Below are 20,818 nucleotides of genomic sequence, written 5' to 3'. Positions count from 1 at the left end.
GCCCCTCCCCCAACTCCATCTCCCACAGCGCGCGCCGGAGACGCAAGGCGCTTGAGGCGCGGACCGCAATCCTTCACCCTGCGCCGCTTCCATGAATGCTCCCCTCGTCCATCCCCCGACAGCCGACGCCGTCCCGTCCAGCGAGGGCGTGACGCCGGTCATGGCGCAGTTTCTGGCGGCCAAGGCCAGCCAGCCGGACGCCATCGTCTTCTTCCGCATGGGCGATTTCTACGAGCTGTTCTTCAAGGACGCCGAGATCGCCTCGGCGGCCCTCGGCATCACCCTGACCAAACGCGGCAAGCACCAGGGTCAGGACATCCCCATGGCCGGGGTGCCGGTGCATGCGCTGGACGGCTATCTGGCGCGGTTGATCCGGCAGGGGTTCAAGGCCGCCATCTGCGAACAGATGGAAGCGCCCGCCGAGGCCCGAAAACGCGGGTCCAAGGCCATCGTCCATCGCGACATCGTCCGCGTCGTCACCCCCGGCACCCTGACCGAGGACAGTCTGCTGGACGCACGCGGCGCCAACCGGCTGGCCGCCGTCTCGGTGCGCAAGGGCCGGGCCGCCGTGGCCGTGGTCGAACTGTCGGCGGGGTCGGTGGACGCGGTCGCCTGTTCGCTGGAGGACCTCGGCGCCACCCTCGCCTCCTTCCGTCCCTCGGAAGTGCTGGTCCCGGACCGGCTGTTCTCGGACGAGAGCACGAAGTCCGCGCTGGAGGGCTGCGGCGGCGTGGTCCAGGCCCTGCCGCAGGCGCTGGCTGAGCCGGTCGGCGCCCGGAGCCGGGTCGAGCGGCTGTACGGCGTCGCCTCGCTGGACGGCTTCGGCGCGTTCGAGGAGGCCGAGGTCTCGGCCCTGGGGCTGATCGCCGCCTGGCTGGAGACCACCCAGGCCGGGAAGATCCCTGCCCTGTCGCCGCCGCGCCGCTCGGGCGACAGCGGCTTCCTCGCCATCGACCCGGCGACCCGGCTGAGCCTCGAGATCGACCGCACCCAGCGCGGGGAACGCGAGGGGTCGCTGCTGGCCTGCATCGATCGCACCGTCACCTCGGGCGGCGCCCGGGCCCTCGCCGAACGGATCGCCCGGCCGTTGCGCGATCCCGCCGCCATCAATCATGGACTCGATGCGGTCGAATGGCTGCTCGAGCGACGCGACCTGCGCCGCGACCTGCGCGACGGTCTGAGGGCCTCATCGGACGTCGCCCGCGCCGTGTCGCGGCTGGTTCTGGGCCGCGGCGGGCCGCGCGATCTGGCCGCCATCCGCACCGGCCTGTCGGTCGCGGAGGGCATCGCCGGCCTGTTCCCGCCCGCCGGCGATCCCCTGACCGGCCCGCCGGCGCGGATCGTCGCGGCGCTTGACCAACTGACCCTGTCGCCCGATCTGGGCCGCCTGCTGGTCGATCTGGCCGGGGGTCTGGTCGCCGAGCCGCCGCATCTGGCCCGCGACGGCGGCTTCGTTTCCGCCGGCTACCGGCCCGAACTGGAAGAGGCCCGCCGCCTGCGCGACGACAGCCGCCGCGTGGTCGCCGATCTCGAGGCCCGCGCCGTCGCCGAGGCGGGCGTGCCGTTCAAGGTCCGCCACAACGCCGTGCTCGGCTATTTCCTCGAGACCTCGGCCAAGGCCGCCGAGCCCCTGCTTCGGCCCTCCGGCGACAGCCCGTTCATCCACCGCCAGACCCTGGCCAACCAGGTCCGCTTCACCACCGTCGAACTGTCCGAACTGGACGCGAAGATCAGCCAGGCCGGCCATCGCGCCCTCGCCATCGAGGGCGAAACCTTCGAGGCCTGGCGCGCGACGGTCCAGTCGTTGGCCCGGCCGCTGCAGGCCGTGGCCGAGGCCCTCGCGGAACTGGACGCCCATTCCGCCCTCGCCGAATGGGCCGAGGAGGTCGGGGCCGTCCGCCCCGCCGTCGACGACACCGCCTGTTTCGAGGTCACGGCCGGCCGCCACCCCGTGGTCGAGGCGGCGGTGAAGGCGCAGGGCGATCCCTATACGCCCAACGACTGCCGGCTGGACGGATCGGGCGCGGCCTGCGCCCGGCTGTCGATCGTCACCGGCCCGAACATGGCCGGCAAGTCGACCTTCCTGCGCCAGAACGCCCTGCTGGTCGTGCTGGCCCAGGCCGGGGCCTTCGTGCCCGCCCGGGCCATGCGCCTCGGCGTGGTCGACCGGCTGTTCAGCCGCGTCGGCGCCGGCGACGACCTCGCCCGCGGCCGATCGACCTTCATGACCGAAATGGTCGAGACCGCCGCCATCCTGACCCAGGCCACGGACCGCAGTTTCGTGGTGCTGGACGAGATCGGGCGCGGCACCGCCACCTATGACGGCCTCGCCATCGCCTGGGCCGTGGCCGAGGCCCTGCACGACCACAACCGCGCCCGCACCCTGTTCGCCACCCATTATCATGAGCTGGCCGGGCTTGAGACGCGGCTGGCCCACGTCTGCAACCTGTCGATGGCGGCGCGGGAGTGGAACGGCGACCTCGTCTTCCTGCACGAAGCCCGGCCCGGCGCCGCCGACCGCAGCTATGGCGTCCAGGTGGCCAAATTGGCCGGCGTCCCCGCCGCCGTGGTGGCGAGAGCCCGCGAAGTGCTGGACCGGCTGGAGGGCGAGAAGTCGGCCGCGATCAGCCTCGACGACCTGCCGCTGTTCGCCATGGCCGAGCCGGTCGCGCCGCCGCCGCCCTCGGCCCTGAAGGAGGCGCTTTCGGCCATTGAGCCCGACAGCCTGTCGCCGCGCGAGGCGCTGGAGGCGCTCTACCGGCTCAAGGCGATCAAGGGTTGATCAGCGGGCACGGGCGAAGTCCAGGACACAGACCGTCCGCCACACCGGATGCGGCGCGCAGGCGGTCCCGATCAGGGTGTAGGCCGGGTTGAACAGGATGCGGCGATGCCCCCGGCCGGGGACGCCGTCGTCGATGATAAGCTGCAGGACGACGTCTTCGGCGCGGTCCGATCCATAGGCGATGACCTCGCCCGTCGCCGTCCATCGGGCGTAGCGGCGCATGCGGTCGGCCGGTCCCGACCCGTCGCTCCCGATATGGCCCGTCGCGCCGGTGCGGGACTGGTCGGCGGCGTGATCGGCCGTGGCCCGGTCGATCAGGGGACTGGCCCGCAAGGCCGGCAGCGGGGCCTGCTGTTCCAGAAAGGCGATCGCCTCATCGACCGCGGCCGCGCCTTCCCGGGTGACCACAACCGTCTCGCCGGGCCGTTCGAACCGGTCGCCGACAAACAGGTTCCGGAGCGTCCGCGCCTTGCGGGCGTAGCCTGCGGGATCGGTCCGCGCCGCATTGACCTCGTCCACGATCCGGGCCGGCAGGGCGGCGTCGGGCGCGGGGAGGAAGACCTGGCGACCGGCCGGCGGCGGCGCGGCGGACGCCCCCGCCAGGAGCAGGGCGGCGACGGTCAGCGCCAGGGTCCTCATCATGCGGGGGTCTCCATCGGGCCCCACTGTCGCGCACGGTCGCGGCGCGGTCTATACGCAGGCGATGAGCCCCCGCAACCGCCGCCCGGCCGAGCCTCAAGACGGACGCGGTCCCGACGGCGATCCCTGGGTCGCCGCCGCGACGGCGGCCGATCCGCGCGCCGCGGCCACGGCGATCCTTCGCGAGACCTGGGCCGCCGCCCGGGCGCGCGCGGCGCAGCGGCTGGATCACAAGCTCGGCGGGGTCGAGGTGGCGCGCCTCTATTCCGCCGCGGCCGACGAGTTGCTGATCCGCCTGTGGCGCTTCACCACCGAGGTCGTCTACCCCGCCCACAATCCGAGCGAGGCCGAACGGCTGAGCCTGATCGCGGTCGGCGGCTACGGCCGGGGCGTGCTGGCGCCGCATTCGGACCTCGACCTGCTGTTCCTGCGTCCGTGGAAGCCGATTCCGCGGACCGAACAGGTGATCGAGTTCATGCTCTACGTCCTGTGGGACCTGGGGGTGAAGGTCGGCCAGTCGGCGCGCTCGGTCGACGAATGCCTCGCCCTGGCGAAGTCCGACATGACGATCCGCACCACCCTGCTGGAGGCGCGGCCCCTGGCCGGCGACCAGACGCTGGCCGAAGACTTCATCGCCCGCTTCCGCGCCCTGGTCACCCGATCCGATCCGCGTCCCTTCATCGCCGCCAAGCTCGAGGAACGGGATCTGCGTCACCAGAAATCCGGCGCCGTCCGCTATCGCGTCGAGCCCAATGTGAAGGACGGCAAGGGCGGCCTGCGCGACCTCAACACCCTGTTCTGGATCGCCCGCTCGCTGGCGCCGGAAAGCCCGCTCGGCGCGCGGGTGCTCGACGACCTGCTGACGGCGCGCGAGCGCCGGACCTTCGAGGAAGCCTTCGACTTCCTGTGGCGCACCCGGGCCCATCTGCACCTGATCGCGGGCCGGGCCGAGGAGAAGCTGACCTTCGACTTCCAGCCCGAGGTCGCCAAGCGCATGGGCTGGCGCGGGCGCGGCGACGAGCCGGCGGTCGAGCGGTTCATGCGCCGCTATTTCCTCGTCGCCCGCGACGTGGGCGCCCTGACCCGCGCCATGTCGGCCAAGCTGGAGGCGCGCCAGCAGAAGCCGACGATGAGCCTGTCCCGCCTGATTCCGGGCCGCAAACGCCGGCTGGGCGTCGAGGGCTTCATCAAGGACGCGGGCCGGCTTTCGGTCACCGGCCCCGAGGTCTTCGCCGCCGCGCCCGAAAAGCTGCTGATGCTGTTCCGCACGGCGGACGAGCACGACCTCGACCTGCACCCGGACGCCTTCTCCGCCGTCAGCCGGTCGCTGTCGCTGGTGACCCCGTCCCTGCGCCGCGACCCCGAGGCGACGCGCGCCTTCCTCGACATCCTGGCGCACGGCCAGCGGCCCTACCGCGTCCTGACACTGATGAACGAGACCGGACTGCTGGGCCGGTTCCTGCCCGAATGGGGACGGATCGTCGGCCAGACCCAGTTCAACATGTACCATGCCTATACGGTCGACGAGCACACGCTCCAGGCCATCGGCATCATCAACGACATCTGGCGCGGCAAGCTGAAAGCCGACCATCCCTCCTCGACCGAGATCGTCCACCGCATCGACGATTTCGAGGCCCTGATGCTGGCCATGCTCCTGCACGATGTCGGCAAGGGCGGCGACCGGGGCCAGCTGGAGGACGGGGCCATCGCCGCGCGCCGCGCCTGTGACCGGCTCGGCCTCGACCCGCGCCGGACCGAGTTCGTGGTCTGGCTGGTGCGCCATCACCTGGCGCTCAGCGACTACGCCCAGAAGCGCGACGTCTCGGACCCGGCGACGGTGCGCGCCTTCACCAGACTGGTCGGCGACCCCGAACGGTTGCGCACCCTGCTGATCCTGACCGTGGCCGACATCCGCGCCGTCGGGCCGGGCGTCTGGAACGCGTGGAAGGGCGGGCTCATCCGCGACCTCTACCAGCGCACCGAAGGGGTGTTCCGCGGCGAGGACGTCGCCCATGCCGACCCGCTGGGCGACTATCCCGACCTGGTCGCCCGCGCCCGCGCCGAGGGGGCCGCCGCCGAGGCTGTGACCGTCGAGGAGAGCGAGCAGGACGAGCGCGCCGCGACCCGCGTCGCCGTCGCGGCCCGCGACCGGTCGGGCCTGTTCGTCGACCTGGCCGACGCCCTCGCCGCCGCCGGGGCCGATGTGGTCGGCGCGCGCGTGGCCACCGCCGGCGACGGCACGGCGCTGGACGTGTTCGAGATCCAGGACGGCGGCGGGGCGCCCTACGGTCAGGCCGAACCGCGCCGCCTGACCCGCCTGATCCGGGCGCTGGAAGCCGCGGCGCGCGGCGGCGTACCCGTCGTCCCCGCGCCGCCGTCGCCGCCCAATCCGCGCCGCGCCGCCTTCGACGTCCGGCCCACCGCCATGGTCGATCTCGATGAAAGTCCGACCGCCGCCGTCGTCGAGGTGTCGGGGGCCGACCGTCCCGGCCTGCTGGCCGATCTGGCGCGGGCCTTCGCCATCCACGGGCTGTCGATCCGCTCGGCCCATATCGCCGGCTTCGGCGAGCGGGCGGTCGACAGCTTCTATGTCACGGACGCGACTGGCCGTAAGCCGAAGCCGGGCCCGAAGCTCGAGGCCTTGCGCGCCGATCTGGAGACGGTGCTCGACTTCACCGAACGCGCCGGCCATCGCGTCTCCGCCCCGGTCCGGGCCAGCCTGCGCGACGTCTCCGAGATCGGCCGCCGCCGCGCCGCGCAGGAGCCCGTATCGCGCGCGCCTGAACCACGCTAAGCGCTGATCGAACGCCTTTTCCGAGCACTGCATGAGCCTGGCCCGCAACACCCTGGTGCAAGCGACCCTGACGCTGGGAAGCCGCATCCTCGGCTTCGCCCGCGACATGGCCCTGGCCGCCCGCTTCGGCCAGGGGCCGATGATGGACGCCTTCACCACGGCGTTGATGCTGCCCAACATGTTCCGCCGCCTGTTCGCCGAGGGCGCCTTCGCCCAGGCCTTCGTGCCCGTCTATGGCGGGGTCAGGGCGCGTGAGGGGGAAGAGGCCGCGGCGGTCACGGCGTCCGAAGCGATGTCCTTCATGCTCGCCGTCGTCGCGGGCTTCTGCATCCTGCTGCAGGTGCTGATGCCGTGGATCATGCCGTGGCTGCTGTCGGCCTATCGCGATCAGGCCGGGATCATGTCGGTGGCGGTGACCGCGACCCAGCTGGCCATGCCCTATCTCGCCTGTATGACCGTCGCCTCCCTCCTGTCCGGCGTGCTCAACACCGGGGGCCGGTTCGCCCTGTCGGCAGGCGTGCCGGTGTTCCTGAACCTGTGCACCCTCGCGCCGCTGCTGGCGGCCTATGTCATCCCCGCCAGCCAGCCGGACGTCCTGCTGTGGGTCACCGCCGCCGTGACCCTGTCCGGCTTCATCCAGGCCGGCCTGCTGTGGTGGGGCGTGCAGCGGCTGGGGATCACCATCCGCCTGTCCTGGCCGCGCCTGACGCCCAATGTGAAACGGGCCCTGGCGCTCGCCGTGCCCGGCGCCATGGCGGGCGGGGCGATGCAGGTCAATTCGGTGGTCAGCCAGATGCTGGCCGGGTCCGACGAGGGCGCCCGGTCGGTGCTGTACAACGCCGACCGCCTGTACCAGCTGCCGCTCGGTCTGATCGGCGTCGCCATCGGCTTGGCCCTGGTGCCGCGCCTGACCCGGGCCTTCGTCACCGGTGATCACGAGGGCGGGCGAAAGACGCTCGACGACGGCATCACCCTGGCCATGGCCTTCACCCTGCCGGCCGCCGTGGCCCTGTTCGTCATTCCCTTCTTCGTGATCGACGCGACGGTGACGCGCGGCGCCTTCACCAGCGAGGACGCCGCCCGCACCGCGGACGTGCTGCGCCAGTTCGCCTGGGGCGTGCCCGCCTTTGTTCTGGCCAAGGTCCTGACCCCGCCCTTCTTCGCCCGCGAGGACACCCGGCGGCCGATGATCTACGCCGTCGCCGCCGTGATCGTCACCGTCATCGTCGGCTCGGCCCTGTTCTTCTGGCTGTCGCGCCTCGGTGTGGACGGCGTGCTCGGCCTGGCCATCGCCACCAGCCTTTCGGCCTGGATCAATGTCGCCCTGCTGGCCGGGACGCTGATGCGTGAGCATGTCTGGCGGCCGTCGCCGGCCTTCCTGTCCCGCCTGTTCCGCGTGCTGGCCGCCAGCGCCGTGATGGCCGGTCTGCTGGTGGTCGCGGGCCTCGGGTACGAGACCCTGAGCCGTGTCCTGCTGGCCAAGGAAATCGCGGTCCTCGTCGTCTGCGGCGCCGGCGCCCTTGTCTATGGCGTCTGCATCGTGCTTTTCCGCGCCGTCAGCGTGGCCGAACTCAAGGCGACGCTGAAGCGTGAACCGGGCGCAGTCGCGCCGACCGGACTGGATTGATGACCGACGACGCCTCCCCCGCCGCTCCCCTCGCCTACCAGGGCCCCCGCCGTGTCCTGTCGGGCATCCAGGCCTCGGGCGCCCTGCATCTGGGCAACTACCTCGGCGCCCTGAAGCGGTTCACCCAGCTGCAGGACACGGGCGCGCCCTGTTTCCTGTTCGTGGCCGACCTGCACGCCATCACCGTCTGGCAGGACCCGGCCCTGCTGACCGCCCAGACGCGCGAGATCGCCGCCGCCTATCTGGCCTCGGGCCTCGATCCGGCGCGCTCGATCATCTGGCCCCAGTCGGCGGTGCGGGCCCACTCCGAACTGGCCTGGATCCTCAACTGCGTCGCCCGCCTCGGCTGGCTCGACCGGATGACCCAGTTCAAGGAGAAGTCGGGCAAGCACAAGGAGCGCTCCTCGGTCGGCCTCTACACCTATCCGGTGCTGCAGGCCGCCGACATCCTGCTCTACAAGGCCACCGAGGTGCCGACCGGCGAGGACCAGAAGCAGCACCTCGAACTGACCCGCGACATCGCCGCCAAATTCAACAATGACTTCAACGCGCCCGGCTTCTTCCCCCTGCCCGAACCCCTGACCCAGGGGCCGGCGCCCCGGGTGATGAGCCTGCGCGACGGCGCGGCCAAGATGAGCAAGTCCGATCCGTCGGACCAGTCGCGCATCAATCTGACCGACGACGCCGACACCATCGTCGCCAAGATCCGCAAGGCCCGCACCGATCCCGACGCCCTGCCCGAGACGCTGGAAGGCCTCGAGGGTCGCGCCGAGGCGAAGAACCTGGTCACCATCTATGCCGCGCTGGCCGACATCAGCCGCGAGGCCGTTCTGGCCCAGTTCGCGGGACAGGGTTTCGGCGCCTTCAAGCCGGCGCTGGCCGACCTCGCCGTCGCCTCCTTGGCCCCGGTGACGGCGGAGATGCGCCGGCTGATGGACGACACCGCCGAGATCGACCGGGTGCTCAAGGACGGCGCCGAACGCGCCGCCGCCATCGCCGATCCGGTGGTGGATGAGGTGAAGAAGATCGTGGGCTTCTGGAGGGCGTGATGCTGGAACTGATCTGGGCACTCGTCGCCGCGCCTCTTGCGCAGGATGCAGCGACCGAAACACCGACGTCCGCCCGGAGCGGAGACCTGACCGTATCGCAAGGCGGCATGATGGCCTGGAGCGCGAACGGCGGCCTCGGCGGCCAGGTGACGGTCCTGGTCGACAACGCCGGCGCCGGAACGGACAGGATTCTGTCCGTGACCACGCCCTCCGGGACGGTCGGCGACGTCGGCGTCTATCCGGTCGTCAACGGTCGCGGTGAACGCGCGCCGGACGGCGATCTGACGATCCGTCCCGGCCGGACGGGGGTGCTGGCCAAGCTGACCGATCTCGCCTCCGGCGTGCCCGCTCCGGTGCTGACCTCGGTCACCATCACCTTCGAACAGGCCGGCGCGGTCACCATCCAGGCCATGCCGGCTTCACCCGCCCCGCCGTCGCCTCCTTCGCCGACGCGTTAGGCGATCCGGTCCAGCCGGGCGATGAAGAAGCCGTCCAGCCCGCCCTTTTCCGCCCACATCGACGGCAGGATGCGCAGCCAGCCCTCCGGCGTCAGCGCCTCCGACGGCGCGCCGACGGCGGCGGGATCGGCGACGGCCGTCCGGAAGGCCGGGTTGCGGCGCAGGAAGGCGATGATCTGGGTCTCGCCCTCCTCGCGTTCGAGCGAACAGACGCAATAGACCAGCCGGCCGCCCGGCTTGACCCGTTCGGCGGCGGCGTCGAGCAGCCGGTGCTGCACATCGGCCAGTTTGGCGACGTCGGCGGGCTTGGTGGCGCGCAGGACTTCGGGATTGCGGCGGAAGGTGCCGGTGGCGGTGCAGGGCGCGTCCAGCAGGACGGCGTCGAAGCTCCGGGGATCGTCCCAGTCCTCGGCGGGCACGGCCACGACCTCGGCGGACAGGCCGGTGCGGGCCAGATTCTCCGTCAGTCGCCGGAGCCGCGGGGCAGACCGGTCCAGCGCCACGACCGAGGCGCCCGAGGCGGCGATCTGCAGCGTCTTGCCGCCGGGGGCGGCGCAGAAATCAACGATGGATTCGCCGGCCTTCGGCGCCAGCAGACGGACAGGCACGGCGGCGGCGGCGTCCTGGACCCACCAGATCCCGTCATCGAAGCCGGGCCAGCCGGCCAGGTCGCCGCGACGGCCGGTGCGGACGGTATTTCCCGCCATCACTTCGCCGTCCAGCGCCTCGGCCACGGCGGCGGCGTCGACGTCCGGCTTCAGGCTGAGGTCCGTCGCCGGCTCCTCGCGGGCGGCGAGCGCCAGACCCGTCAGGGTCGCCTCGCCATAGGTCGCGCGCCAGCGGGCGGCCAGCCATTCGGGCAGGTTGGACTCCGCCGTCGTCAGACCCGGCCCTTCGCGCTCAATGCCGCGCAGCACGGCGTTGACCAGATTCTTGTAGGGCCGCGTCTTGGTCTCGCGCTCGGCCAGTTTCACCGCCGTCGACACGGCCGCGAAGGCCGGGGTTTCCAGCACCAGCGTCTGGGCCAGGGCCACGCGCAGGATGGTGCGCACCGCCAGCGGCGGGGCCTTCTGCAGCTTGCGGTCGAGGATCTGGTCGATCTCGCCGAGGCGGCGCAGCGCGGCCATGGCCACGGCGCGGGCGAAGGCGCGGTCGGGACCCGGCAGGTCGGCGACCTCGCGGAACGACAGGGCCGTATCCAGCCCGCCGCGGCCTTCCAGCGCCGCGTTCAGCAGGACGCCGGCGGCCAGACGGGCCTCGACGCCGATGTCGGGGCCGTCGTCACGAGGGTCCGCGACCTGAACCCGGGGCTTCGGCGGACGGGTCCCGGCACGCGCCTTGTCCGCGATCCGGCGGCCCCGCGCGGCCGAGCTGCGGCCGCCGGCGGGTTCACGGCTCACACTGACACCTGGGTGCCCAGCTCAACCACCCGCCCCGGGGGGATGTGGAAGAAGTCGGTCGGGTTGGCGGCGTTTCGCATCAGGAAGATATACAGACGATCCTGCCACAACGGCATGCCCTTGTTGGCCGAGGGAATGACCGAGCGCCGACCGAGGAAGAAGCTGGTCGACATGATGTCGAACTTCAGCCCCTGCTTGCGGCACAGGCCCAGCGCCTTGGGCACATTGGGCTGTTCCATGAAGCCGTAGCTGATGGTCAGCTTCTTGAAGTCGTCGCTGATCGGCTCGAGCACGATCCGGTCGGCTTCCGAGACGCGCGGCCGGTCCGTGGTGCGCACGGTCAGGATCACGTTCTTCTCGTGCAGCACCTTGTTGTGCTTGAGATTGTGCATCAGGGCCACAGGGGCGATGTCGGCGTCGGAGGTCAGGAAGATGGCCGTGCCCGGCGCCCGGTGCGGCGGGCGGGCCCGCAGCATCTCGATCAGATCGGCCAGCGGCAGGCTGTCCTTGCGGGTCTTGGTGGTCAGCAGCTGCGTCCCGCGCACCCAGGTCCACATCAGCAGGACCAGGAGGCCGCCCAGCACCAGCGGGAACCACGCGCCTTGCGGGATTTTCAGCAGGTTCGAGGTCAGGAAGACCAGGTCGATGGCGATGAAGGGAACGATGGCCGCCAGGCTGAGCGGCAGGCTCCATTTCCACAGCCGCCGGACGATGAACCAGGCCAGCAGGGTGTCGACGAACATCGAGCCGGTCACGGCGATGCCATAGGCGGCGGCGAGGGCGGTCGAGGTCTGGAAGGTGACGAGCAGGGCCAGGACGCCGACCATGAGCAACAGATTGACGGCCGGCACATAGATCTGCCCCGCCTGGCTCTCGCTGGTCTGCATGATCTTGATGCGCGGCAGCAGGCCCAGTTGCACTGCCTGCTGGGTGACCGAGAAGGCGCCGGTGATCACCGCCTGGCTGGCGATGACGGTGGCCATGGTGGCCATGATCAGGACCGGCCAGTAGGCGGCCTCGGGGACCATCATCCAGAACGGGTTCTCGGCGGCGAGCGGGTTGGCCAGTACCAGGGCGCCCTGGCCCAGATAGTTCAGCGTCAGGCAGGGCAGGACGAAGACCAGCCAGCCCTGGCGGATCGGCGCCTTGCCGAAATGGCCCATGTCCGCATAGAGGGCCTCGGCCCCGGTGACGGCGAGGAAGACGCTGCCGAGGATGACGAAGCCGATGAAGCCGTTGTCCAGCAGGAACAGGACGCCGTAGTGCGGCGACAGGGCGCGCAGGATCGAGACGTCGTCGAAGATGTGCCAGAGCCCCAGACCGGCGAGGATCAGGAACCAGACCGCCGTCAGGGGGCCGAAGAACCGGGCCACGCTGGCCGTGCCGCGCGACTGGATCATGAACAGGGCGATGAGGATGCCGGCGGCGATCGGCAGGACGAACGGCACGAGGGCGTCGCCCATGCCGGGCGCGTCGCGCAGGCCCTCGACGGCCGAGACCACTGAAATGGCCGGGGTGATGACCCCGTCGCCGTAGAACAGGGCCGCGCCGCAGACGCCGAGCAGGAAGACCAGGCCGGAGCGCCGGCCCATGGCGCGCTGGGCCAGGGCCATCAGGGCCAGGGTGCCGCCCTCGCCCTTGTTGTCGGCCTTCATCAGGAAGACGACGTATTTCAGCGTCACGACCAGGATCAGGGCCCAGAACACCAGCGAGACGACGCCCAGCACGGCCAGTTCGGCGGTCCCGCCGCTCTTCGAGTGGTGCAGCGCCTCGCGCATGGCGTAGAGCGGGCTGGTGCCGATGTCGCCGAACACCACGCCGATGGCGCCGATGATCAGGCCCCATTTGCCCGCCTTGACGTGACCGCCCTCGCCGGCCGCCGCGGGGTGCGGGTGGGCCGGGGAGACGGATTTGTCCTGTGGCGTCTGGGGGGGTGCGGCGCTCGGGCCGTCTTCACCTTGGGGAGGGGCCCCGGCCATGAAGTTCCTCCGGGACCCCGCACGCCGCGGTTCCCATCAAAAGAGCGGCGAGCCTTTAGGCCCTTTCGCAGGATCGTTCAATCGTGCTGCATGTGCGAAGGTTGCCGGATCTCCGCCCCGCCCATGCGGCTGTTTGTGAAAGGCCGCCGGGCGTCCTATCTTGATCACACACCATGTCCGACAGCCAACGCTTTCCCGTCGCCGCCCACGCCCTGGCCTATCTGGCCCACAAGGGCGCGATCTCGCCGGCCCAGGCCGTGCCGAGCGCGATTCTGGCCGCCTCGATCCCGACCAATCCCGTCGTCGTGCGGCGGGTGACGGCGATGCTGGCCAGGGCCGGGCTGATCGCCACCCGGCCCGGCGCCTCGGGCGGGGCCTGGCTGTTGCATGAACCGAAGGATATTTCGCTGGAGACCGTGCTGCGCGCCGTCAACGGCTGCGCCCATCTCGGCTCGCCGCCCGCCGGGGCCAAGGGCTGTCCGGTCAGCGAACACATCCCCCGTCAGGTGGCCAAGGCCCTGACCGCCGCCGACCAGGCCGCGGGCGCGGCCCTGTCGAAGATCACCATCGCCGACCTGCTGGACCACGAGCCCGCCTCGCTGGCGGCCTTCGCGCCCCACGCCTCCTGCCCGGTCGCCGCCTGAGATGAGCCTGCCGTCGCGGCCGCGGCCTGTGATGCTGATCACCGGCGCCTCGGCCGGGATCGGCGCGGCCCTGGCCCGGGTCTATGCGGAAAAGGGCTGGGACCTGATCCTGACGGCGCGGCGGGAGGCGCCCCTGCGGGCCTTGGCCGATGAACTGGCCCTCACGGGCGCGACGTCCACCGTCCTGACCGAGGACCTCGCCGACCCCGCCGCCCCCCGCCGACTGTTCAATGCGGTCTCGGCGCGCGGTCTGATGGTGGACGGCCTGATCAACAACGCCGGCTTCAGCCGCACCGACGGCTTTCTCCACACCGACCCGGCCGCGCACAAGGCGATGATCCAGGTCATGCTGGCCGCGCCGGTCGAACTGGCCCGTCTGTTCGTCCCGGACATGGTCGAGCGCGGCTTCGGCCGCATCCTCAATGTCGCCTCCCTCGCCGGCCAGATGCCCGCCACCGGCGGCGACACCCTGTACGGGCCGATCAAGAGCTTCCTGATCAAGGCGTCGCAGGGCCTGCATCTGGAGCTGCGCGGGACCGGCGTCCACGTCACCGCCCTGTGCCCCGGCTACACATTGACCGAGTTCCACGACGTCAACGGCACGCGGGCGGAGGTGTCATCGGCCTATCCGGCCTGGATGTGGCAGACGGCCGACCATGTGGCGCGGGTGGGCTACGAAGCCTGCGAGGCCAACCGGCCGAAGGTCACGCCGGGCGCGATGAACAATCTGCTGGCGGGGCTGGCCAAACATCTGCCGGACCGCGTCGCGCTGCGGATGGTCGGCGGGCATGCGAAGCGGCTGAAGCGGATTTAGCTGTTCCGATTTAGCGCGAACAAGGCGCGCTGGGCCGGACTCAAGGCTGCGTCGTCCCAGTCCGTCTCCCGCCGACTCGCCGGATAGAACGGCATCCGCTCCATGCCCTCATAGATCAGAAGGCCATGCAGCCCGTTGACGTCCCGCCTCAAGATCGGTCGTTCCCATATTGGGGCGATCATTTTAGCCGTGAGGAGCTCCCCAAGGGCCGCGATCACCTCCTCAATGAAGGCTATGTCCTGTCCCGGGGCCGGAAAGATTTTATCGAACTCGGCCTCGGTCGCCTGAAACACACTGAAAGTAGCGTTCAGCGCGCCATCGACGACGAGGATGTTCCGCATGCTCAGTGCCCACCGTCCGGATACGGCGTCGTGGCGATCGAGCTGAACATGCCGGGGATGGCCTCGGACAGGCCCGAAAGCATGAACTGGATGGCCAGGGCGCACAGGATCAGGCCCAGCACCCGGACGATGACCGCCATGCCGACGTCGCCGAGCAAGCGGCTGAGCGGGCCGGTCAGGGCGAAGCAGACGAAGCTGACGAAGCCGACGGCGCCGATGGCCGCGAGGGCGGCCATGGTCCCGCCCGGGCCGATCTGCTCGCCTTCGCCGGCGACGATGATGACGGTCGAGATCGCCCCGGGGCCGATCACCAGCGGGATGGCGAAGGGCACGATCAGCCGCTTGAAGCGCCGCCGGGCGTAGCCGCGCACGTCGAGGGCGTCGCTCGAGGCGTCGGCGTCGGCGAACATCTTGAGGAAGTCCTCGCGCACCATGTCGAGCCCGAGCAGCAGCAGCAGGATGCCGCCGGCGATACGGAAGGCGGCCATCGAGATGCCGAAGAACTGCAGCAGGCCCAGGCCGGTGAACAGGAAGAAGGCCAGGAAGACCACGGCGAAGAGGCAGATCAGGGCCGAGACGGAGATGCGCTGGCGCAGCGAGGCCCCCGCCGTGGCGGCGGCGAAGATCGGCAGATTGCCGATCGGGTCCATCAGCGCGAACAGGGCCACGAACAGGTTGACGCCCAGATCGACCGCGTCCATGTGCTGACCTCGCCCCGCAATTCATCGTCCGGCGGCCATCAAGGCTGAGGCGCGCCCGCGCGTCCAGCCCTTAGCCGCATCCAGGGAGAGACGCCATGACCTCCGTGCAGTCCGACCCGCGCCTGATCGTCGGTCTCGACCTGCCCTCGCTGGACGCCGCCCGGGCCATGGTCGATCGGCTCGGCGCGACGGTCAGCGCCTACAAGATCGGCCTGACCCTGCTGGCCCGGCCCGGCGGCGTGACCTTCGCCCATGAGCTGCGCGCCGCCGGAATGGTGGTTTTTCAGGACTGGAAGCTGCACGACATCGGGGCCCAGGTCGAAGGCGCCGCCCGCGCCGTGGCCGAGGGCGGCTGCGACCTGCTGACCGTCCACGCCGAGCCACAGGTGATGCGCGGCGCGGTCCGGGGGCGTGACGCGGCGGGGGCCGGGACGAAGCTGCTGGCGGTCACCGTCATGACCAGCCTGTCGGACGTCGACCTGACCGACATCGGCTACGGCTTCTCCACCGGCGATCTGGTCGAGCGGCGCGTGCGCCAGGCGCTGGACTGCGGCGTCGACGGCGTGGTCTCAAGCCCGCTCGAGGCGGCGCGGGTGCGCGAAATCGCCGTTGAGGCCGGACGACCCGACTTCCTGATCGTCACCCCCGGCGTCCGCCCCGAGGGCGCTGACAAGGGCGACCAGCAGCGCATCGCCACCCCGCGCGCCGCGCTGGAAGCCGGCGCCACCCATCTGGTCGTGGCCCGGCCGGTGGTCGGGGCCGACGATCCGGCGGCGGCGGCGGCGGCCATGGTAGAGGCCATGGCAGGGTTCATGGTAGACTGAAGGGCAGTGCCCTTGGGAGGTTGAGTTGAACTTCTTTGCCCTGCTTGTTTCAGGTCTCCTTGCTGGCGGCGCGGGTGTTGGCCCTCAAGATGACTACAAGGTCGGGGCCAGATATGCGGTTTACCGAAACTACGATGGATACGAGATACTTTATGATTTCGAGTCCGGCATCTATTACACATCTTTTAGGGGGCCGCTGCCTAACCAGACGCTACGGCCTGACGGTCGGGCAGGGTCATTCTCTGACTGCACGACCCCTGAGTACTACTGTGTCAGTATGAACGACCACGCAGGGCTCAACGTTCCGGTCCGGAAGTGCGCATCCCGGTGGTATACCCAGGGCACCAATTTCACGCTGCTTTCCGGGGGCTGCGACGAGAGCGGCCCTTGGGTTGTTCGGATCGAGCCACAGAGCAACGGCACTGTGTTTCACTACGAGCCAAGCATTGGCGTCGTGAAAATCATCTTCCGTACCAACTCGTTCGCCACGCCCGATCAACGACGCTCGTACGAGTATGATCTTGTCTCGGAGCGGGCGCTGCTTTCGCCGCCTAGCTATTAGCCGCGCTCCCCCGGCTCCTGGCTATAGTGCTGGCGCGGCGGACGGGACGAACGGGGCCGCTCCGGATGGTGCGGGCGCGGCGAGGGCTCGTAGTGGCGCGGGGGCTCGGGCAGATAGGGCGGCGGATAGGGGGCGCCGGCGTGGTCGTCGCGGCGGCAGCCGCAGTCCCGGTTATAGGAGCCGCCGCGGTCCTCGTAGCCGTACTCCTCCTCGCGATAGCCGCCGGAATACCCTTCGTATTCCTCGTAGGATTCATAGCTCTCGTAGGATCCGCCGGACTGCGCATAGCCCTCGTACGCGTCCTCGCGCCGGCCGCCGTCGCAGCCGCGACGCTCGCTGTAGCCGTAGCGGCCGCCGCGGTCGTCGCCGCGGCACGTCGCGCCGCCGCCGACGCAGGCGGGAGGACGCCGGCCCTCGCGGCCGAAGCCGCCGACGACATAGCCGAACGGGGCGCTGGCGCAGGTGCGGCCTGTGTAGATCTCTTCGTTGTAGACCGCGCCGCCGCCGTAGTAGCCGCCGCCGTCCCCGCCATAGCCGCCGCCGACATAGACCGTGCCGCCGCCATAACCGCGCCCGCGGATGCCGCCGACATCATAGGCGCGGGCGTTGAAATGCGAGGTGGCCGAAGCGCCCGCGTATGCGTTCGCATTGGCGTTGGCGTTGACGTTCACATTGATGTTGCCGCCGTAACCGCCGCCGCAGCCGCCGCCGCCACAGCCGTGGGAAGGGGGCGGTGGCGGAGGGGTCGGATGGCCGCCGCCGCCGCCGCAACCGCTGCCGCAGGCTCCCCCGCCATGCTGGCCGCCGCCGGGCCGTCCGCCGCCGCGCGGATCGCCCGCGAAGGCGGGGCTGGCGACCAGGATCAGAAGGACGGCGCCGACCGCAGCGTTAAGGATACGCATGTTACAGACTCCAATTCGGAGCTGTTTTAAGCCTTTGGAAACAAATGGAAGCGGCTTGCACCGAGGGCGCGAAAGACGACCGCGCGCATTCCCCTCAGGGCGTCCAATTTAACCGTGTTGCCGGAAAACCGTCGGCTTAGCGGTCGTAGAGATAGACGTCGCCGCAGCCGCAATCGCGATCATCGCGGTAGGAACGCCGGTCTTCCGACCACCCCCGCGCTGACGGCGGGCGGTCGTCGTTATAGCCCCACTCGTCGCGATAGCCGCCCTGCGACGGGCGACCGTACCGACCGTAGCCACGGTCGTAACCGTGACCGGAGCGAGAGCCATAGCCATGGCTGTAGCGGCCGGAATCATGGCGACCGTAGGCATGGGCCGCGCCATAGGCCTGGCCGTATCCGGGGCCGGGCACATAGACATGGGGTTGGTCCGAATAGCCGCCGGCCCAGCGCCCGGTTTCGACATAGGACCGGGTCTCGACCTCCGACAACGGCGAGCCGCCGACCGGGCGCCCGTAGCTGTCGAGATAGACGGGCTGGCCGTACGTCTGCGCCGAGGCGGCGCCGGCGAGCGACAGGGCGGCGAGGGCCGCGGCGGCGGCGAGGATGCGGATCATCGGAAGCGTCTCCTGAACGAGACGGTTAACGCCGTTCGGCCGCCTTTGTTCGGCTGCGTCAGAAATCGACCGCCAGACCCTTCTTCTCCCAGTCGCCATAGCGGGTTGGCTCGGGGCCGTTGGGGCCGCCGTGCTCGGGCGGCAGGCCGGTCTCGCCCGCCGCCGCGCGGCGTTCGGCCGCCTCGAGCAAGGCCCGCCGCGCGGCCTCTGTCAGGGGCCGGTCGGAGGCGGCGTGGGGCACGTCCGCGTTGAGCGCGGGCGGCGCGGCGTCTTCGGGGGTGGGATGATCGGTCACAGCGGCCTCGCCTTGAGCCTGGGCGTTGATCCGCACACATGAGGTGTCAGCCCGCCCGGCGCCAGCCTCGATCGATTTTCCGGACCATGAACCACCTCAAGACCTTCACCCTGCTGGCGGCCCTGACGGCCCTGTTCGTCGGTCTCGGTTATCTGATCGGCGGGCCGACCGGCATGCTGATCGCCCTGGTCCTCGCCGGCGGCATGAACCTGTTCAGCTACTGGAACGCCGACAAGATCGTGTTGAAGATGTACCGGGCCCAGCCGGTCGACGAACAGCATCCCAACGCCGTGGTCCGCACCTATGTCGCCGATGTCGTGCAGATGGCCCGCGACGCCGGCCTGCCCCGGCCGGTCATCGCCATCATCCCCAACGACCAGCCCAACGCCTTCGCCACCGGCCGCAACCCGGCCAACGCCGCCGTCTGCGCCACCACCGGCCTGCTGGACATGCTGACCCGCGACGAAATCCGCGGGGTGATGGCGCATGAGCTGGCCCATGTGAAGAACCGCGACACCCTGACCATGACGGTGACCGCGACCGTCGCCGGGGCCATCGCCGCCCTGGCCAATTTCGCCCTGTTCTTCGGCGGCGGCGACGACCGCGAGCGGCCCGGCGGCATCATCGGGACCCTGGCCCTGATGATCCTTGCGCCCATGGCCGCGGGCCTTGTTCAGATGGCCATCAGCCGGTCGCGCGAGTACGAGGCCGACCGCGTCGGGGCCGAGATCGCCGACGATCCGCACGCCCTCGCCGCCGCCCTGCAGAAGATCGAGGGCCACGCCCGCCAGATCGTCAACACGACCGCCGAGCGCAATCCGGCTTCGGGCCAGTTGTTCATCATCAACCCGCTGGCCGGACGTGGGGCCGACAACCTGTTCTCGACCCATCCGGCGACGGGCAATCGGGTCAAGGCGCTGATGGCGCTGGGGACGAAGATGGGGCTGGCCCCGCGCCGGGCCGCCTTCGCCGAGGGTGCGTCGGGACCGGCAGGCACCAGCGTCCCGACCACGCCGACGCAGCCGCGCGGTCCCTGGGGCTGATCCTGCCCCATTCCCGCCCTTGCATCGCCGGGCGTCTGGTCCTTTAAGCGCGCGCAACGCCGCCGAACGCCTCCCCGCGTTCCACGAAGGATTCCCCATGACCCAGTCCGCGCCCAGGAAAGTCGTCCTCGCCTATTCCGGCGGCCTCGACACCTCGATCATCCTGAAATGGCTGCAGACCGAATACGGCGCGGAGGTCGTGACCTTCACCGCCGATCTGGGCCAGGGCGAGGAACTGGCGCCGGCGCGCGAGAAGGCGCTGAAGATGGGCATCAAGCCCGAGAACATCTTCATCGACGACCTGCGCGAGGAATTCGTGCGCGACTACGTCTTCCCGATGTTCCGGGCCAACGCCCTGTACGAGGGCCAGTATCTGCTCGGCACCTCGATCGCGCGGCCGCTGATCGCCAAGCGCCAGATCGAGATCGCCCGCATGGTCGGCGCGGACGCCGTCTGTCACGGCGCCACCGGCAAGGGCAACGACCAGGTCCGCTTCGAGCTCGGCTACTATGCGCTGGAGCCCGACATCCGCGTCATCGCGCCGTGGCGCGAATGGGAGTTCAAGTCGCGCGAACACCTGCTCGACTTCGCCGAGAAGCATCAGATCCCGATCGCCAAGGACAAGCGCGGCGAGGCCCCGTTCAGCGTCGACGCCAACCTTCTGCACTCGTCCAGCGAGGGCAAGGTGCTGGAGGACCCCTCGGTCGAGGCCCCCGAATTCGTCCACCAGCGCACCCTGTCGCCGGAAGACGCGCCGGACGTCGCCACCGTCATCACCCTCGGCTTCGAGAAGGGCGACCCCGTCTCGATCAACGGCGAGGCGATGTCGCCGGCCACCCTGCTGACCGCCCTGAACCAGTACGGCCACGACAACGGCATCGGCCGTCTCGACCTGGTCGAGAACCGCTTCGTCGGCATGAAGTCGCGCGGCGTCTATGAGACCCCCGGCGGGACCATCCTGCTGGCCGCCCACCGCGGCATCGAGTCGATCACCCTCGACGGCGGGGCCATGCATCTGAAGGACGAGCTGGCGGTCAAATACGCCCATCTGGTCTACAACGGCTTCTGGTTCTCGCCCGAGCGCGAGATGCTGCAGGCGGCCATCGACCACAGCCAGCTGAAGGTCTCGGGCACGGTCCGGATCAAGCTCTACAAGGGCAACGCCACCGTCATCGGCCGCGAGAGCCCCGAGAGCCTGTACGACCAGGAGCTGGTCACCTTCGAGGACGGGGCCGTGGCCTATGACCAGAAGGACGCCGCCGGCTTCATCAAGCTGAACGCCCTGCGCCTGCGCGTGCTGGGCAAGCGGGACGCGCGCGACCGGGGCTGAGCCGCCCCACAAATCCGC

General features: G+C 70.3%; 19 protein-coding genes. 11 read left to right on the top strand and 8 right to left on the bottom strand.

Going from position 1 to position 20,818, the window contains the following annotated elements:
* Positions 1–91: 91 nt before the first annotated feature.
* On the top strand, positions 92–2,782 hold the full coding sequence (gene mutS / locus B2742_RS05790) for a DNA mismatch repair protein MutS (protein ID WP_292063961.1): 2,691 nt from the start codon (positions 92–94) through the stop codon (positions 2,780–2,782).
* Here mutS and B2742_RS05785 read toward each other — a convergent pair whose 3' ends face one another.
* Entirely contained in the window at positions 2,783–3,424 is a 642-nt protein-coding gene (locus B2742_RS05785; RefSeq protein ID WP_292063959.1) for a CAP domain-containing protein, read from the bottom strand.
* A gap of 61 nt (positions 3,425–3,485) precedes the next feature.
* Here B2742_RS05785 and glnD point away from each other — a divergent pair, with 61 nt between their 5' ends.
* From glnD to B2742_RS05765, 4 genes are read left to right on the top strand one after another with little or no spacing between them, the layout of a single operon-like run.
* Complete coding sequence (gene glnD, locus B2742_RS05780; RefSeq protein WP_292063957.1) at positions 3,486–6,215, top strand: [protein-PII] uridylyltransferase; 2,730 nt, start codon at positions 3,486–3,488, stop codon at positions 6,213–6,215.
* A gap of 31 nt (positions 6,216–6,246) precedes the next feature.
* The gene (murJ, locus tag B2742_RS05775) at positions 6,247–7,842 is read left to right on the top strand and encodes a murein biosynthesis integral membrane protein MurJ (RefSeq protein WP_292063956.1); all 1,596 of its coding nucleotides are present in this window, start codon (positions 6,247–6,249) and stop codon (positions 7,840–7,842) included.
* Positions 7,842–8,891, top strand: coding sequence for a tryptophan--tRNA ligase (gene trpS / locus B2742_RS05770; RefSeq protein ID WP_292063954.1), 1,050 nt, complete (start codon positions 7,842–7,844; stop codon positions 8,889–8,891). The genes murJ and trpS overlap by 1 nt, the downstream gene beginning before the upstream one ends.
* Positions 8,891–9,349, top strand: a complete 459-nt coding sequence (locus B2742_RS05765) for a hypothetical protein (protein ID WP_292063953.1) — start codon at positions 8,891–8,893, stop codon at positions 9,347–9,349. Before trpS ends, B2742_RS05765 begins: the two co-directional genes overlap by 1 nt.
* Here the strand turns inward: B2742_RS05765 and B2742_RS05760 are convergent.
* Complete coding sequence (locus tag B2742_RS05760) at positions 9,346–10,749, bottom strand: RsmB/NOP family class I SAM-dependent RNA methyltransferase (protein WP_292063951.1); 1,404 nt, start codon at positions 10,747–10,749, stop codon at positions 9,346–9,348. The two genes, B2742_RS05765 and B2742_RS05760, sit on opposite strands and share 4 nt — an antisense overlap.
* Positions 10,746–12,728, bottom strand: coding sequence for a potassium transporter Kup (locus B2742_RS05755; RefSeq protein ID WP_292063949.1), 1,983 nt, complete (start codon positions 12,726–12,728; stop codon positions 10,746–10,748). Before B2742_RS05755 ends, B2742_RS05760 begins: the two co-directional genes overlap by 4 nt.
* Before the next feature lie 173 nt (positions 12,729–12,901).
* Between B2742_RS05755 and B2742_RS05750 the strand changes: the two genes are divergently transcribed.
* Both B2742_RS05750 and B2742_RS05745 read left to right on the top strand, forming a co-directional pair.
* Positions 12,902–13,372: an Rrf2 family transcriptional regulator gene (locus B2742_RS05750; protein ID WP_292063948.1), complete on the top strand. Its 471-nt coding sequence runs from the start codon at positions 12,902–12,904 to the stop codon at positions 13,370–13,372.
* Positions 13,373–13,403: 31 nt separating this feature from the next.
* Entirely contained in the window at positions 13,404–14,186 is a 783-nt protein-coding gene (locus B2742_RS05745) for an SDR family NAD(P)-dependent oxidoreductase (protein WP_292063945.1), read from the top strand.
* Here B2742_RS05745 and B2742_RS05740 read toward each other — a convergent pair.
* Together B2742_RS05740 and B2742_RS05735 are read right to left on the bottom strand one after the other, a co-directional pair.
* Positions 14,183–14,527: a hypothetical protein gene (locus tag B2742_RS05740; protein WP_292063944.1), complete on the bottom strand. Its 345-nt coding sequence runs from the start codon at positions 14,525–14,527 to the stop codon at positions 14,183–14,185. The genes B2742_RS05745 and B2742_RS05740 overlap by 4 nt on opposite strands.
* Positions 14,528–14,529: 2 nt before the next feature.
* Positions 14,530–15,228, bottom strand: a complete 699-nt coding sequence (locus tag B2742_RS05735; RefSeq protein WP_292063942.1) for a MarC family protein — start codon at positions 15,226–15,228, stop codon at positions 14,530–14,532.
* Between the two features lie 104 nt (positions 15,229–15,332).
* Between B2742_RS05735 and pyrF the strand changes: the two genes are divergently transcribed.
* Positions 15,333–16,052, top strand: a complete 720-nt coding sequence (gene pyrF / locus B2742_RS05730) for an orotidine-5'-phosphate decarboxylase (RefSeq protein WP_292064012.1) — start codon at positions 15,333–15,335, stop codon at positions 16,050–16,052.
* Between the two features lie 25 nt (positions 16,053–16,077).
* Positions 16,078–16,614 (top strand): hypothetical protein, encoded by a 537-nt coding sequence (locus B2742_RS05725; protein WP_292063941.1) that lies wholly within the window; start codon positions 16,078–16,080, stop codon positions 16,612–16,614.
* On the opposite strand, the gene B2742_RS05720 is transcribed toward B2742_RS05725, so the two are convergent.
* The 3 genes from B2742_RS05720 to B2742_RS05710 form a co-directional block, all read right to left on the bottom strand.
* Positions 16,611–17,516, bottom strand: coding sequence for a hypothetical protein (locus B2742_RS05720; protein WP_292063939.1), 906 nt, complete (start codon positions 17,514–17,516; stop codon positions 16,611–16,613). The genes B2742_RS05725 and B2742_RS05720 overlap by 4 nt on opposite strands.
* Positions 17,517–17,652: 136 nt before the next feature.
* The gene (locus B2742_RS05715; protein ID WP_292063938.1) at positions 17,653–18,132 is read right to left on the bottom strand and encodes a hypothetical protein; all 480 of its coding nucleotides are present in this window, start codon (positions 18,130–18,132) and stop codon (positions 17,653–17,655) included.
* Between the two features lie 58 nt (positions 18,133–18,190).
* Positions 18,191–18,427: a DUF1674 domain-containing protein gene (locus B2742_RS05710; RefSeq protein ID WP_292063936.1), complete on the bottom strand. Its 237-nt coding sequence runs from the start codon at positions 18,425–18,427 to the stop codon at positions 18,191–18,193.
* Positions 18,428–18,513: 86 nt separating this feature from the next.
* On the opposite strand from B2742_RS05710, the gene htpX reads away from it, so the two are divergent.
* Positions 18,514–19,470 (top strand): zinc metalloprotease HtpX, encoded by a 957-nt coding sequence (gene htpX / locus B2742_RS05705; protein WP_292063934.1) that lies wholly within the window; start codon positions 18,514–18,516, stop codon positions 19,468–19,470.
* 97 nt (positions 19,471–19,567) lie between these two features.
* Positions 19,568–20,800 carry an argininosuccinate synthase gene (locus tag B2742_RS05700; RefSeq protein WP_292063932.1) on the top strand — a complete coding sequence of 411 codons (1,233 nt, stop codon included), beginning with the start codon at positions 19,568–19,570 and terminating at the stop codon, positions 20,798–20,800.
* Positions 20,801–20,818 lie beyond the last annotated feature (18 nt).

The sequence above is a fragment of the Brevundimonas sp. UBA7664 genome, assembly GCF_002483305.1.
GTDB lineage: Bacteria > Pseudomonadota > Alphaproteobacteria > Caulobacterales > Caulobacteraceae > Brevundimonas.
The sequence above is the reverse complement of the archived record's forward strand: the minus strand, read 5'-3'. Positions and strand labels throughout refer to the sequence as shown.

Excerpts from the sequence above, each read along its gene's own strand:
- mutS (WP_292063961.1), top strand. The coding sequence starts at position 92 with ATGAATGCTCCCCTCGTCCATCCCCCGACAGCCGACGCCGTCCCGTCC.
- B2742_RS05785 (WP_292063959.1), bottom strand. The coding sequence starts at position 3,424 with ATGATGAGGACCCTGGCGCTGACCGTCGCCGCCCTGCTCCTGGCGGGG.
- glnD (WP_292063957.1), top strand. The coding sequence starts at position 3,486 with ATGAGCCCCCGCAACCGCCGCCCGGCCGAGCCTCAAGACGGACGCGGT.
- murJ (WP_292063956.1), top strand. The coding sequence starts at position 6,247 with ATGAGCCTGGCCCGCAACACCCTGGTGCAAGCGACCCTGACGCTGGGA.
- trpS (WP_292063954.1), top strand. The coding sequence starts at position 7,842 with ATGACCGACGACGCCTCCCCCGCCGCTCCCCTCGCCTACCAGGGCCCC.
- B2742_RS05765 (WP_292063953.1), top strand. The coding sequence starts at position 8,891 with ATGCTGGAACTGATCTGGGCACTCGTCGCCGCGCCTCTTGCGCAGGAT.
- B2742_RS05755 (WP_292063949.1), bottom strand. The coding sequence starts at position 12,728 with ATGGCCGGGGCCCCTCCCCAAGGTGAAGACGGCCCGAGCGCCGCACCC.
- B2742_RS05750 (WP_292063948.1), top strand. The coding sequence starts at position 12,902 with ATGTCCGACAGCCAACGCTTTCCCGTCGCCGCCCACGCCCTGGCCTAT.
- B2742_RS05745 (WP_292063945.1), top strand. The coding sequence starts at position 13,404 with ATGCTGATCACCGGCGCCTCGGCCGGGATCGGCGCGGCCCTGGCCCGG.
- B2742_RS05740 (WP_292063944.1), bottom strand. The coding sequence starts at position 14,527 with ATGCGGAACATCCTCGTCGTCGATGGCGCGCTGAACGCTACTTTCAGT.
- B2742_RS05735 (WP_292063942.1), bottom strand. The coding sequence starts at position 15,228 with ATGGACGCGGTCGATCTGGGCGTCAACCTGTTCGTGGCCCTGTTCGCG.
- B2742_RS05720 (WP_292063939.1), bottom strand. The coding sequence starts at position 17,516 with ATGCGTATCCTTAACGCTGCGGTCGGCGCCGTCCTTCTGATCCTGGTC.
- B2742_RS05715 (WP_292063938.1), bottom strand. The coding sequence starts at position 18,132 with ATGATCCGCATCCTCGCCGCCGCCGCGGCCCTCGCCGCCCTGTCGCTC.
- htpX (WP_292063934.1), top strand. The coding sequence starts at position 18,514 with ATGAACCACCTCAAGACCTTCACCCTGCTGGCGGCCCTGACGGCCCTG.
- B2742_RS05700 (WP_292063932.1), top strand. The coding sequence starts at position 19,568 with ATGACCCAGTCCGCGCCCAGGAAAGTCGTCCTCGCCTATTCCGGCGGC.